The following is an 11,865-nucleotide window of genomic DNA, read 5'->3' as shown; positions in this document are numbered from 1 at the left end:
CATTTTGTTGCTATAATAAATCATTAGTAACATGCCTTTAAAGAAAGGGAGAAACAGATGATCCAGCCATTTGTATTATCGTTATTTCTATACTTTCCAGAAGATAAATCGGAATATGGTCCAGCAGCCATTACTTTTTTGATCTTTGTAATAGGAGCCCTTCTAACCATGCGGTTCTTTATCAAGGTCTCAAAGCGGGAAGCTATGAAAGCGAAAGAACTCGAAGAAAAATTAATGTCTAAACAGCTTAGTCAAGGAAACAGTGAACATTAAACTGTTTCTTTTTTTTACATAAAGTGTTCGCCCCAAGTTGATACTATGACAAAATGTCTATCTTAGGGGGATACTTATGAAAAGAGCTTGGATCATCATCCCACTTATTCTACTCACGGGTTGTTTGGAAAAGGATATTACAAAACTAGATGTTAAAATGGTAAATGATAAGGGTGATTCTCTAGGAACCATCACATTGCAAGAAGTTTCCAGTGGAGTAAAAGTATATTTGAAATTAAATGGACTTCCTCCAGGTGAACATGCCATTCACATTCATGATAAGGGTAAATGTAAAGCTCCAGATTTTAAATCAGCGGGTAAAGATTTAAACCCCGATGATAAAGAGCATGGTCTTTTGCACCCGAAGGGCTCGCATGCCGGTGACCTTCCTAATTTAATTGTAGAGGATGACGGGTCTGTAAAGGCTGAATTAATGGCCGCGAATGTAACATTAAAAGAAGGGAAAAAATCACTTTTTCCAAAAGAAGGAACGTCCATTGTAATCCATGAAGAAAAAGATGATGGTATGACCCAGCCTGAAGGGGATTCTGGAAATAGGATTGCATGCGGTGAAGTCTCCAAGGATAACAAGAAATAACTGAAAAAAGCAGCAAGGGCAAAAAATAAGCAAGAGCAAAAAATAAGAATGAAATATTAGACGTAACAAGCCTGTTTCTTCATAATTGAGGGGACAGGCTTTCTTATAATTAAAAACTAGGAGTATAAAATATGGAAAATAAACTATTTTATCAAGACCCTTACATAAAAGAATTCACAGCAAAAGTAGTTACACAAGGAAAAGATGAAAATGGAAATGACTATATTGTGTTGGATCAAACTGTATTTTACCCAACAGGCGGAGGGCAACCTCATGATGTTGGAACAATTGAAGACATTAACGTTCTGAATGTGGAGGAAGTCGAAGGAGAAGTTCGTCACTACCTCGAAACCGAATTAGATGATGTAAATTCTACCGTGCATGGTGTTATCGATTGGGATAGAAGGTTTGATCATATGCAGCAGCATGCAGGACAGCATATCCTCTCGGCTGCCTTTGAACAACTTTTCGGATACAAAACAGTAGGCTTTCATTTAGGAAACGATATACTAACAATTGATTTAGAGACAGAGACTCTTTTGGAATCTGAAACATTACGTGCACAGGACCTGTCCAACCAAATCATTTTAGAGAATTGGCCGATAGAAACTAAGTGGGTAACAGAAGCAGAGTTAGTCAATTATAATTTACGAAAAGAGACAAAAGTAAAAGAGGATATTAGACTTGTCATAATTCCGAACTTTGACTACAACGGCTGTGGCGGAACTCACCCAAAAGCCACCGGGGAAGTACAGGCTATCAAAATATTGGACTGGGAAAGGCAAAAGAAAAAAACCCGAGTACAATTTGTTTGTGGAAATCGTGTTATCAAACAGTTAGGCCAAAAACATAAGGTGCTAATAGAGCTAACTAAGCTGCTGAATGCTCCTGAAAAAGATATGCAGCATGCAGTCATTCGGCTTTTAGAGAATGGGAGAACTACAGAGAAAGAATTAGAACAAGCACTAGAAACTTTACTGCACTATGAAGCAAAGAGTTTATTAGGTAATAGTATAAGTAAAATGGAGAAAAAAATTGTCAGTGATGTGTTTCAAAACAGAAAGATTCAGGAGCTGCAAAAATTAGCGCAAATCATCATTGCAGAGGATGAGGAAGCGATCGCGTTATTTGTTTCTCAAAATGAGAATAGGTTACAGCTAGTTTGTGCGAGAGGTTCGGCAGCAAACGTAAGGATGAAAGAGTTAATTGGTAATGCACTTACTTCCATAAATGGTAAGGGTGGCGGAAGTGATGCGTTTGCACAGGGAGGAGGAGAAGCACTAATTTCAGCCGAACAAATGCAGCAGCATTTGTTGGAGTTAATCCAATATTGATGGTTGCACATAAAACTTTCATATATAATAATTTAGAAAGAAGCTAGGAAAGGTGTGAGTTTGATGGGATTTTTTGATGGTATGATGGGAAATGCCGCAGAGGTAAACCCTGCAGAAGCACAAAGGGAATTTGCTAGAATTCTTGCTAATGATGAAAGAATTGAAAAAGCATATAAATTAATTAGAGATTTATTTATTTTTACAAATAAACGGTTAATTCTTGTGGACAAGCAGGGGCTAACAGGAAAAAAAGTTGAGTATCACTCCATTCCCTATAAAAGTATTACCCATTTTAGTATCGAGACGGCAGGAAGCTTTGATTTGGATGCAGAATTAAAAATCTGGATTTCAGGTAATGCACTCCCTCTTCAAAAACAATTTAACAAAAACTTAAATATATATGAACTTCAAACTGTTCTTGCAGAATATGTTCTTAAATAGAAGGCTGTGTGAAAGAAATTGTTGAATTTGGCACTCTGTTGATTGGAGCGGAAATCAACAGACAAGTTTAACACAGCCAAATAGAAAAGAAGTAGGAGAGAATGATATGGAAAGTGAAATGAAAACAAATCTACAATTTGTGGACGTATTAAATGAATGGGATCCTTTCAAGTTAAAGAATGGCAATTATGACACCGAAATAGCTGATACCATACAAGCCATACATGAGACAGACCAACCAGATCTACTAGCAACAAGAATACAAAGTATATATGAATTCTCCTTTGAGAAAATCATACCGATCGACCAATGCTTAAAAATAGCAAAAGAGCTACTCGCGATAAAGGATAACGACTCCTGTACCATATAAAACGACAGCATAGTGCTGTCGTTTTTTACGCTAGGAATTGTTTAATATGGTGGAATACAACTTCAGGACGTTCTTCAGGTACTAAATGACCTGTTTCCTTTAATATTACAAGTTCAGATTCTCTTAGATCATTTTTCAAGCGCTCCCCGACGGATAGTGGTACAACTCTGTCATATTCGCCCCAAATTAATAAACATGGATGAGTAATTGTGCTGAGTGCACCAGCTGATAGATCACCTTCATGGTCACGTATCATTCTTGTTAAAGCTAAGAAAATTTCATCCTCTAAAAAGGGCTTTAAATAGCCAAACAGCATCTCGTCATTTAGTAAATTATGGTCATGGACAACATTCTGAAGATTTTTCATTACACCTGAACGAGCGAGCCAAAACTTAACATATAAGTGGAAATAGGGAATGTAACTACCAATGACCAAAGGTAATCTTGAACGTTTTGCATAAGATGAACTACAAAGCAGGACTGCTTTATCGGCTATATCAGGCTGTTGATGTAGGATATTAAGGACAATTTGTCCGCCCATAGAATGACCGATAAGTGTAATCTCATTTAAATCAAGTGTAGAAATAAGCTGAATAACTGTTTGCGCCAGATTACGATAGGAATATACAAATTTGTTGCTTTTTCCACTTTTTCCAAAAGGAGGGAGATCAATGGAAACCACTTGAAATTCGTTGTTTAAATAAGGAATTAACCGCCGAAAGCTAAAAGTGGAAGAAAGAAACCCATGAAGTAGTACAATCGTCTTTTTGGAATTAGGATTTGGATAGAATTCATAATAAATATTTATATTATTGACTAGCTGATTACGGTAAATAACCTTCTCTTCCACTTATTCAATCCACCTTCTGCTGATATGTTAGTGTTAATAATTTCTCCAGTAGACTCTTATTTCAATCTTCCTATAATATTTTTTCAAAAAAAAGAGGACACACCACATTTGGTTGTCCACTTCAAAAAAGGGGGAATACTAGAAAGCTTATATGTTAATGATTTCCTGATTATTAACATTCTATACAGTTATTTTGAAAATTAAATATGTTGATCTAGTTGGTCTAATAATAGTTCAGAAGCAGGGATATCTAGAACAGTAGATAATTTGAGAAGGGTTTGAGTACTAGGGATTTGTTCACCAGATTCATAATTTTCGATGGTCTGAACCCCTACTCTGATTTTTTGTGCTAGCTCCTCTTTCGTCATCTTTAAATGTTCTCGATAATTTTTGATCGTACTGCCAATTGTGTTCACGCTGATCACCTCTCCTATTTAGACATTATCTCACTTTTATTTTAGCATAAAATTCTATTTTCTTGGAAAAATCGTTTTCGAACATTATGTTAACGTTTCCACAATATCCTTAAGGAAAACCTTTTTTGATTAAATGTTCACAATGTGCTATAATTTCTTATTGCGTATATAGAAGATAAAATAATTATTTCTTAGGAGTGTTTACATGACAGAAAAGATCGAAACTGGAAGTATTGTAACAGGTAAAGTAACTGGAATTCAACCATATGGTGCGTTCATAGCATTAGATGAAAATACACAAGGACTTGTGCATATTTCAGAAATCACGCATGGCTATGTAAAAGATATTAACGACCATCTTAAAGTTGGAGATGAAGTTAAAGTAAAAGTATTATCAATTGATGAAAATGCAGGAAAAATTGGTTTATCTATCCGTGCAACAGAAGAAGCCCCTGTGCAACAGGCTGTTGCTAAACCAAAGAAGCCTCGTAAGCGTCAAGCGGCTGCAATCGTACCAGAAGTTGAAGGGCAACAAGGTTTTAACACATTAAAAGACAAGCTTCAAGAATGGATCGACCAATCACAGCGTGAAGATCTAATCAAGAAATAATAAAACATTAAAAACCTAGTTCTATGCTATTAATTAGCCGGAACTAGGTTTTTTTATTACCTAGAAAAGATTTTTTCCTTAATGGTTCATTCTTTTTGCAGGCTCGGCTACAATAGGTATATACATAATTCACCTTTGAATGGAGGAAAAAGATTTATGGCAACGGGCATTAATACAGAGGCATTAATCGAACAAACCGAGAAATATGGGGCAAATAATTATCATCCACTTCCAATTGTTATTTCACGTGCTGAAGGAGTTTGGGTAGTAGACCCTGAAGGTAATAAATATATGGATATGTTAAGTGCTTACTCTGCAGTAAACCAGGGCCATCGCCATCCAAAAATTATTCAAGCATTAAAGGATCAAGCAGATAAGGTAACATTAACTTCGCGTGCATTTCATAATGACCAATTAGGTCCGTGGTATGAGAAGATATGCAAATTAACAAATAAAGAAATGGCGCTTCCAATGAATACAGGTGCTGAGGCAGTCGAAACAGCAATTAAAGCAGCACGCCGCTGGTCTTATGATGTAAAGGGTGTTGCAGAAAATCAAGCAGAAATTATCGCTTGTGTGGGTAACTTCCATGGCAGAACGATGACTGCGGTTTCCTTGTCATCTGAAGCAGAATATAAACGAGGTTTCGGACCAATGCTTCCGGGAATAAAGCTTATTCCTTATGGAGATTTAGAAGCTTTAAAATCAGCCATTTCTTCCAATACTGCAGCCTTTTTAATTGAACCCATTCAAGGAGAGGCTGGGATTGTTATCCCTCCTGAAGGCTTCATGAAAGAAGCTTTTACCCTTTGTAAGGAAAACAATGTTCTCTTTATCGCCGATGAAATCCAAGCTGGTTTGGCTCGTACCGGAAAAATGTTTGCATGTGAGTGGGAAGGAATTGAGCCAGATATGTATATCCTTGGTAAAGCGCTTGGCGGCGGTGTTTTTCCAATCTCCTGTGTAGTTGCAAACAATGATATTCTAGGTGTTTTTAATCCTGGCTCTCACGGCTCAACTTTCGGAGGAAATCCATTGGCATGTGCGGTATCAATCGCTGCTTTGGATGTCCTGATTGACGAGAAGCTCTCTGAAAAATCCTTGGAATTAGGCGAATATTTCGTAAGCAAATTAAAGGAGATACAAAATCCAAGAATTAAGGAAGTACGAGGTCGTGGGTTGTTTATCGGAGTAGAATTAACGGAGCCAGCACGTAAATATTGTGAAGAATTAAAGGAGCAAGGGCTTTTATGTAAGGAAACGCATGATACAGTGATTCGTTTTGCCCCTCCGTTGATCATTAGTAAAGATGAATTAGATTGGGCTATTGAACGCATTCATAAAGTGCTTAGTTAAATGAAAAAACAAGAGGTGCCAAAATGGGGAAGAATGATGTAACAACTCGTGTAGGTGAAAACGATAAAGAGAAAGAGACCTTAAATCTACTTACATCAACACAGATTGTTATTCATGATGCATTAAAAAGATTAGGGCTTCCAGAAGAGGCATATGAACTATTGAAGGAACCATTACGGATGATGCAAGTCAGGATTCCTGTTCGGATGGATGATGGTTCTGTTAAAATTTTTAGCGGATTTAGGGCACAACATAATGATTCAGTTGGACCGACGATTGGTGGTGTTCGCTTTCATCCTAAGATAAATGACGATGAGATAAAAGCATTGTCGATGTGGATGAGCATGAAATGTGGAATTGCCGATTTACCCTTTGGCGGTGGAAAGGGAGGTATTATTTGTAACCCCCGTACCCTTTCATTTGGTGAACTTGAGCGCTTAAGCCGCGGGTATGTTCGCTCTATTAGTCAAATTGTTGGTCCAACTAAAGATATCCCGGCACCGGATATGTATACAAATTCTCAGATTATGGCCTGGATGATGGATGAATACAGCCGTCTTCGCAAGTTCGACTCTCCTGGGTTCATAACCGGGAAGCCACTTGTCCTCGGAGGTTCAGAAGTTAGGGAAGAAGCTGGTGCATTGGGAGCAGCCATTTGTATTGAAGAAGCAGCAAAAATACGAGGCATTCCAATTAAAGGGGTGCGTATCATTATTCAAGGTTTTGGAAATGCAGGCAGTTACATTGCAAAATTCATGTATAAATCGGGAGCCATTATTGTTGGGATTTCAGATGTATATGGCGCCCTTTATGACCCGGATGGGCTAAATATAGAGTATTTACTTAGTCGTCGCGACAGTTTTGGTACAGTAACTTCCCTGTTTGAAGGAACGATTACCAACGAAGAATTACTTGAACAAGAATGTGATATCCTTATACCTGCGGCTATTTCAAATCAAATCACAGCTAAGAATGCTCAAAATATTAGGGCACAGATTATAGTGGAGGCAGCAAATGGTCCCACAACAATTGAGGCAACCAGGATTCTTTCTGAACGTGGCATACTACTTGTTCCTGATGTTCTGGCGGGATCTGGGGGAGTCACTGTCTCTTATTTCGAATGGGTACAAAATAAGCAGGGATATTATTGGGACGAAAAAGAAGTAGCAAATAAATTACGGCGAAAGATTGTCCGTGCCTTTCATCAAATTTATGAGATTTCAAAAATCAGTAATGTGAATTTGCGTGTAGCCGCCTATATGGTCGGTGTGAAAAAAATGGTAGAAGCCTCAGCGTTTAGAGGGTGGATATAAAAAATCCTTGCAAAATTATTTGCAAGGATTTTTTATTTCTTAACGACGATTAGTTTCTGGTTCTCTTACATACTCTTCATTTGGTTTGAAGAGAAGACCAAGATTTATAAGTCCAGCTATTCCAACTAAGCCGTAAATAATTCTTGAAAGTGCAGAATTATCACCAAAAATGGACTCAACTAAATTAAATCCAAAAAAACCAATTAATCCCCAATTAATAGCGCCAATGATGGTAAGAATTAGAGCAATTCTTTGAATTGTACTCAAGCTAGATTCCTCCTATCAAATATACTTTCATTAGTAGGTTGCTGAAATCAAGTATAAATATTCATCTGTGTATCCTTTGCAAAATATATTTTTTTCAATAATAATGAGATGTGGAAAGGATGGTGCATACCATGCGAAATTTTACATTTTGGAATCCAACCAAATTAATTTTTGGTAAAGGACAGCTTGAGCAATTAAAAAATGAAATTCCTCGATATGGAAAGAAAGTACTTGTGGTTTATGGTGGGGGCAGCATTAAGCGCAGCGGTCTTTATGATAAGGTAATTAACTTTTTAAAAGAAATTCATGCACAAGTGTTTGAATTACCTGGGGTTGAACCAAATCCTCGAATTACAACGGCTCGTAAAGGGGTAGAAATATGTAAAAATGAAGGGATTGACTTCCTTTTAGCCGTTGGCGGCGGCAGTGTCATCGACTGTACGAAGTTAATTGCAGCAGGTGCTAAATATGACAGCGATGCATGGGATCTGGTCGTTAAAAAGGCTCCGGTAAGCGATGCATTGCCATTTGGAACGGTACTGACACTAGCGGCTACGGGTTCAGAAATGAATTCAGGATCCGTTATTACAAATTGGGAGACAAATGAAAAATATGGGTGGGGAAGTCCGTTCACATTTCCGAAATTTTCAATACTAGATCCTGTGCATACTTTTTCTGTTCCAAGAGATCAAACCATATATGGAATTGTAGACATGATGTCCCATGTATTAGAGCATTATTTTCATTTGGATGAGAATACATTATTCCAGGATCGTATGTGTGAATCGTTACTCATTACTATTATGGAAACTGCACCTAAATTGCTTGAGAATCTAGAAAGCTATGAACATCGTGCAACGATCCTTTATAGTGGAACAATGGCTTTAAACGGTATTTTAAATATGGGCTATCGAGGCGATTGGGCTACCCATAATCTTGAACATGCTGTATCAGCGGTTTTTGATATTCCACATGGCGGCGGTCTTGCAATTTTATTTCCTCACTGGATGAAACATAACCTTAAAGTAAAACCAGAGCGCTTTAAACAGCTTGCTGTAAGAGTTTTTGGGGTTGACCCTGCAGGGAAAAGTGCAGAGGAAACTGGTCTAGAAGGTATTCAAAAATTGCGTGAATACTGGAATAGTATCGGAGCACCCTCTCATTTAGCAGACTATAATATAGATGACAGCAAAATTGAGTTGATGGCTGACAGAGCAATGGTGTACGGTGAATTCGGAAACTTTACAAAACTAAATAGAGAAGACGTGTTAACCATTTATCGTGAGTCACTTTAATCAGAATGCTGTGTTAAAGCTAATTGTTGATTTTGCACCCTGTTGATTGGAGCGGAAGGCACGAAGATCCTCGAAAATGCTATCGCATTTTCTTCGTGCGGTGCTCATTCACTGAAGCTTATTCAATGTCCTGCGGGAGGACGGGGCAGGGAGAGACCCCACAGGCGCTTAAGCGCCGAGGAAGCTCCCCGGACCGCCCGCGGAAAGCGAAGTGCCTCGTGACAGGCAAAAATCGCCTGTCACTGCGGTGATTATTCGAAGAAGCTTTCCTTAGTGGAGCGGAAATCAACAGGCGAATTTAACACAGCGAATTAATAAGAAATGGGCATTTATTCATGCTCGTTCTTTTTTTCGACAAAAAAGGGAGAATGTAAAAAAAATGGCGAAAATGGGTACGCTTACATAGGGGGACCATTCTTGATAATCTGTCCAGCATTCGTTAAAGTGAGAATTGTAAATAAAATATTGGAGGATTACATACATGACACACATACGTTTTGATTACTCAAAAGCGTTAGCCTTCTTTGCAGAACATGAAATTACATATTTACGTGACGCCGTAAAGGTCGCACACCATTCCCTACATGAGCAGACAGGAGCAGGAAGTGACTTTTTAGGCTGGATAGACCTTCCAACCAACTACGATAAGGAAGAGTTCTCACGCATTAAGAAAGCAGCGGAAAAAATTAAATCCGATTCAGATGTGCTCCTCGTGATTGGGATTGGTGGATCTTATTTAGGAGCAAGAGCTGCAATTGAAATGCTGCAGCATAGCTTCTACAATGCACTTCCAAAAGAGAAGCGAAAAACACCGCAAATTATTTTTGTGGGCAACAACATCAGTTCTACGTATATGAGAGATGTTATGGATCTTCTTGATGGTAAAGACTTCTCAATCAATGTCATTTCAAAGTCGGGAACAACGACGGAACCAGCCATTGCCTTTAGGATCTTCCGAAAGCTTCTTGAGGAAAAATACGGCGTGGAAGAAGCGCGCAAGAGAGTTTATGCAACCACAGACAAAGCAAGAGGTGCTTTGAAAACTTTGGCCAACGAAGAAGGCTTTGAATCTTTTGTGATTGCAGATGATATTGGTGGACGCTATTCCGTACTAACTGCCGTTGGTTTGCTTCCAATAGCTGTAAGTGGGGCAGATATTGATAAAATGATGCAGGGGGCTGCAAAAGCACAAGAAGACTTCAGCCATTCGGAGCTAGAAGAAAATCCTGCTTATCAATACGCGGCTGTAAGAAATGCTCTTTATAATAAAGGAAAAACAATTGAAATGTTGATAAATTATGAGCCTGGTCTTCAATATTTTTCTGAATGGTGGAAGCAGTTGTTTGGAGAAAGTGAAGGCAAAGACCAAAAAGGGATTTTCCCTTCTTCCGCAAACTTCTCAACGGACCTCCATTCACTTGGACAATATGTACAAGAAGGTCGTCGTGATTTATTTGAAACGGTTATTAAAGTAGAAAAACCTCGCCATGAATTGGTTATTGAAGAAGCCGAAAGTGACTTGGACGGTTTAAATTATCTTGCCGGACAAACCGTTGACTTTGTAAACAATAAAGCATTCCAAGGAACCATGCTTGCACATACAGATGGAGGAGTACCAAATTTAATCGTATCCATTCCTGAACTCGACGAATACACATTTGGCTACCTTGTCTATTTCTTTGAAAAGGCGTGTGCAATGAGCGGATACTTACTAGGTGTTAATCCATTTGATCAGCCAGGGGTTGAAGCTTACAAGGTCAACATGTTTGCTTTATTAGGGAAGCCAGGATTCGAAGAAAAGAAAGCTGAGCTTGAAAAAAGACTTTAATAAAAATGTAGAGTACTGAGAAATTCAGTACTCTATTTTTTATTTTTGGGGAAAACTAATAAATAATGATGAAAAGGGGGCTCGATCATGATTGAAATACCATCAAGTATAGAAGGTAAGCAGTTTGATTTGTATAAGCTCGAACAGAAATTAAAGCCAATCGGATATTCAATCGGCGGTAACTGGGATTATGACCACGGTGCCTTTGACTACAAAATAAATGATGCAGTGGGTTATCAGTTTTTAAGGCTGCCGTTTTCAGCCATAGATGGTCAGTTAGACGCACACAGCTGTACAGTTGAGCTTGGAAGACCATTCCTATTGTCTCATAAGTATCAAATAGGTCTTGATGACCAAATTGGTGAGGGAGGCACTTTAAATCAATTTTCAGAACCAGTTGATAAGGATGCCAGTTTTCCTGAACAGTATATTGAAACAGGAAAAGATCTTGTAAAAGAGCTTGAATCCATTTTGAGTTCTGATTAATCCTTTATAATCGCTGGAATATTGTACAAGTATAATGTTCACGAAAGATACAATTAATTTTAATCTAGTCTACTTGTTTTAAAGTGAAAAATTTTTAAAATTAAGGTTAATAATATAAATGAGTTATAAACATGAAAAGAGGTTGGGCCATGGAAACGAGCATGAACTTTTTGTTATCTGATATTGAAAAAACGAGGATAGAAATGATTGATTTAGCACGACAATATGGATATTCAAACCCAAATGTTATTCAATGCAGCCAAAAGCTCGATCTTCTCTTAAATGTTTACGAAAATAAACAGGTAAAACACTAAATGCATAATAAAAAACCTTCCGTTAAATTGGAGGGCACTGAAAAAGTCCGCTTTTAACAATCAGGGGGTCAATTGCTCGATATTAGTCGAGCGATTGACCCCCTTTTGCTTTAT

At 38.0% G+C, this 11,865-nt stretch carries 15 protein-coding genes; 12 read left to right on the top strand and 3 right to left on the bottom strand.

Annotated elements, in window-relative coordinates; translation table 11 throughout:
* Positions 1-57 precede the first annotated feature (57 nt).
* The 5 genes from TR08_RS09990 to TR08_RS09970 all read left to right on the top strand — a co-directional run bounded on the left by TR08_RS09990 (position 58) and on the right by TR08_RS09970 (position 3,016).
* Positions 58-273, top strand: coding sequence for a hypothetical protein (locus tag TR08_RS09990; RefSeq protein WP_045517941.1), 216 nt, complete (start codon positions 58-60; stop codon positions 271-273).
* Between the two features lie 76 nt (positions 274-349).
* Positions 350-871 carry a superoxide dismutase family protein gene (locus TR08_RS09985; protein WP_045517939.1) on the top strand — a complete coding sequence of 174 codons (522 nt, stop codon included), beginning with the start codon at positions 350-352 and terminating at the stop codon, positions 869-871.
* 131 nt (positions 872-1,002) lie between these two features.
* Positions 1,003-2,205 (top strand): serine-tRNA(Ala) deacylase AlaX, encoded by a 1,203-nt coding sequence (locus tag TR08_RS09980; protein WP_045517937.1) that lies wholly within the window; start codon positions 1,003-1,005, stop codon positions 2,203-2,205.
* Positions 2,206-2,268: 63 nt separating this feature from the next.
* Positions 2,269-2,646, top strand: coding sequence for a PH domain-containing protein (locus tag TR08_RS09975; RefSeq protein WP_045517935.1), 378 nt, complete (start codon positions 2,269-2,271; stop codon positions 2,644-2,646).
* 106 nt (positions 2,647-2,752) lie between these two features.
* Positions 2,753-3,016, top strand: a complete 264-nt coding sequence (locus TR08_RS09970) for a DUF1871 family protein (protein ID WP_045517933.1) — start codon at positions 2,753-2,755, stop codon at positions 3,014-3,016.
* A gap of 25 nt (positions 3,017-3,041) precedes the next feature.
* Here the strand turns inward: TR08_RS09970 and TR08_RS09965 are convergent, their stop codons facing one another.
* On the bottom strand, positions 3,042-3,866 hold the full coding sequence (locus TR08_RS09965; protein ID WP_045517931.1) for an alpha/beta fold hydrolase: 825 nt from the start codon (positions 3,864-3,866) through the stop codon (positions 3,042-3,044).
* Positions 3,867-4,066: 200 nt separating this feature from the next.
* Positions 4,067-4,282, bottom strand: a complete 216-nt coding sequence (locus tag TR08_RS09960) for a helix-turn-helix domain-containing protein (protein WP_045517929.1) — start codon at positions 4,280-4,282, stop codon at positions 4,067-4,069.
* 205 nt (positions 4,283-4,487) lie between these two features.
* Between TR08_RS09960 and yugI the strand changes: the two genes are divergently transcribed.
* The 3 genes from yugI (at position 4,488) to TR08_RS09945 (ending at position 7,561) form a co-directional block, all read left to right on the top strand.
* Complete coding sequence (gene yugI / locus TR08_RS09955; protein ID WP_045517927.1) at positions 4,488-4,892, top strand: S1 domain-containing post-transcriptional regulator GSP13; 405 nt, start codon at positions 4,488-4,490, stop codon at positions 4,890-4,892.
* Between the two features lie 156 nt (positions 4,893-5,048).
* Positions 5,049-6,248: an ornithine--oxo-acid transaminase gene (locus TR08_RS09950; RefSeq protein ID WP_045517925.1), complete on the top strand. Its 1,200-nt coding sequence runs from the start codon at positions 5,049-5,051 to the stop codon at positions 6,246-6,248.
* A 23-nt stretch (positions 6,249-6,271) separates the two neighbouring features.
* Positions 6,272-7,561, top strand: a complete 1,290-nt coding sequence (locus TR08_RS09945; protein WP_045517923.1) for a Glu/Leu/Phe/Val family dehydrogenase — start codon at positions 6,272-6,274, stop codon at positions 7,559-7,561.
* Positions 7,562-7,600: 39 nt separating this feature from the next.
* Here the strand turns inward: TR08_RS09945 and TR08_RS09940 are convergent, their stop codons facing one another.
* Entirely contained in the window at positions 7,601-7,828 is a 228-nt protein-coding gene (locus TR08_RS09940) for a DUF378 domain-containing protein (RefSeq protein ID WP_045517921.1), read from the bottom strand.
* A 131-nt stretch (positions 7,829-7,959) separates the two neighbouring features.
* Here TR08_RS09940 and TR08_RS09935 point away from each other — a divergent pair, with 131 nt between their 5' ends.
* The 4 genes from TR08_RS09935 to TR08_RS30940 all read left to right on the top strand — a co-directional run bounded on the left by TR08_RS09935 (position 7,960) and on the right by TR08_RS30940 (position 11,751).
* Complete coding sequence (locus tag TR08_RS09935) at positions 7,960-9,123, top strand: iron-containing alcohol dehydrogenase (protein ID WP_045517919.1); 1,164 nt, start codon at positions 7,960-7,962, stop codon at positions 9,121-9,123.
* Positions 9,124-9,604: 481 nt separating this feature from the next.
* Positions 9,605-10,951, top strand: a complete 1,347-nt coding sequence (locus tag TR08_RS09930; RefSeq protein ID WP_045517917.1) for a glucose-6-phosphate isomerase — start codon at positions 9,605-9,607, stop codon at positions 10,949-10,951.
* 87 nt (positions 10,952-11,038) lie between these two features.
* Positions 11,039-11,437, top strand: coding sequence for a YugN-like family protein (locus TR08_RS09925; RefSeq protein ID WP_045517915.1), 399 nt, complete (start codon positions 11,039-11,041; stop codon positions 11,435-11,437).
* A gap of 131 nt (positions 11,438-11,568) precedes the next feature.
* Entirely contained in the window at positions 11,569-11,751 is a 183-nt protein-coding gene (locus TR08_RS30940) for an aspartyl-phosphate phosphatase Spo0E family protein (RefSeq protein WP_081954427.1), read from the top strand.
* Positions 11,752-11,865 lie beyond the last annotated feature (114 nt).

It is taken from the genome of Neobacillus niacini (assembly GCF_000759675.1).
In the GTDB taxonomy this organism is placed as follows: Bacteria; Bacillota; Bacilli; order Bacillales; family Cytobacillaceae; genus Neobacillus; species Neobacillus niacini_A.
This window is presented reverse-complemented; position numbering and strand designations above follow the sequence as displayed.

Bases quoted from the DNA above. Each gene is read 5' to 3' on its own strand.
- TR08_RS09985 (WP_045517939.1), top strand. From the start codon at position 350: ATGAAAAGAGCTTGGATCATCATCCCACTTATTCTACTCACGGGTTGT.
- TR08_RS09950 (WP_045517925.1), top strand. From the start codon at position 5,049: ATGGCAACGGGCATTAATACAGAGGCATTAATCGAACAAACCGAGAAA.
- TR08_RS09980 (WP_045517937.1), top strand. From the start codon at position 1,003: ATGGAAAATAAACTATTTTATCAAGACCCTTACATAAAAGAATTCACA.
- TR08_RS09945 (WP_045517923.1), top strand. From the start codon at position 6,272: ATGGGGAAGAATGATGTAACAACTCGTGTAGGTGAAAACGATAAAGAG.
- TR08_RS09935 (WP_045517919.1), top strand. From the start codon at position 7,960: ATGCGAAATTTTACATTTTGGAATCCAACCAAATTAATTTTTGGTAAA.
- TR08_RS09990 (WP_045517941.1), top strand. From the start codon at position 58: ATGATCCAGCCATTTGTATTATCGTTATTTCTATACTTTCCAGAAGAT.
- TR08_RS09975 (WP_045517935.1), top strand. From the start codon at position 2,269: ATGGGATTTTTTGATGGTATGATGGGAAATGCCGCAGAGGTAAACCCT.
- yugI (WP_045517927.1), top strand. From the start codon at position 4,488: ATGACAGAAAAGATCGAAACTGGAAGTATTGTAACAGGTAAAGTAACT.
- TR08_RS30940 (WP_081954427.1), top strand. From the start codon at position 11,569: ATGAAAAGAGGTTGGGCCATGGAAACGAGCATGAACTTTTTGTTATCT.
- TR08_RS09970 (WP_045517933.1), top strand. From the start codon at position 2,753: ATGGAAAGTGAAATGAAAACAAATCTACAATTTGTGGACGTATTAAAT.
- TR08_RS09925 (WP_045517915.1), top strand. From the start codon at position 11,039: ATGATTGAAATACCATCAAGTATAGAAGGTAAGCAGTTTGATTTGTAT.
- TR08_RS09930 (WP_045517917.1), top strand. From the start codon at position 9,605: ATGACACACATACGTTTTGATTACTCAAAAGCGTTAGCCTTCTTTGCA.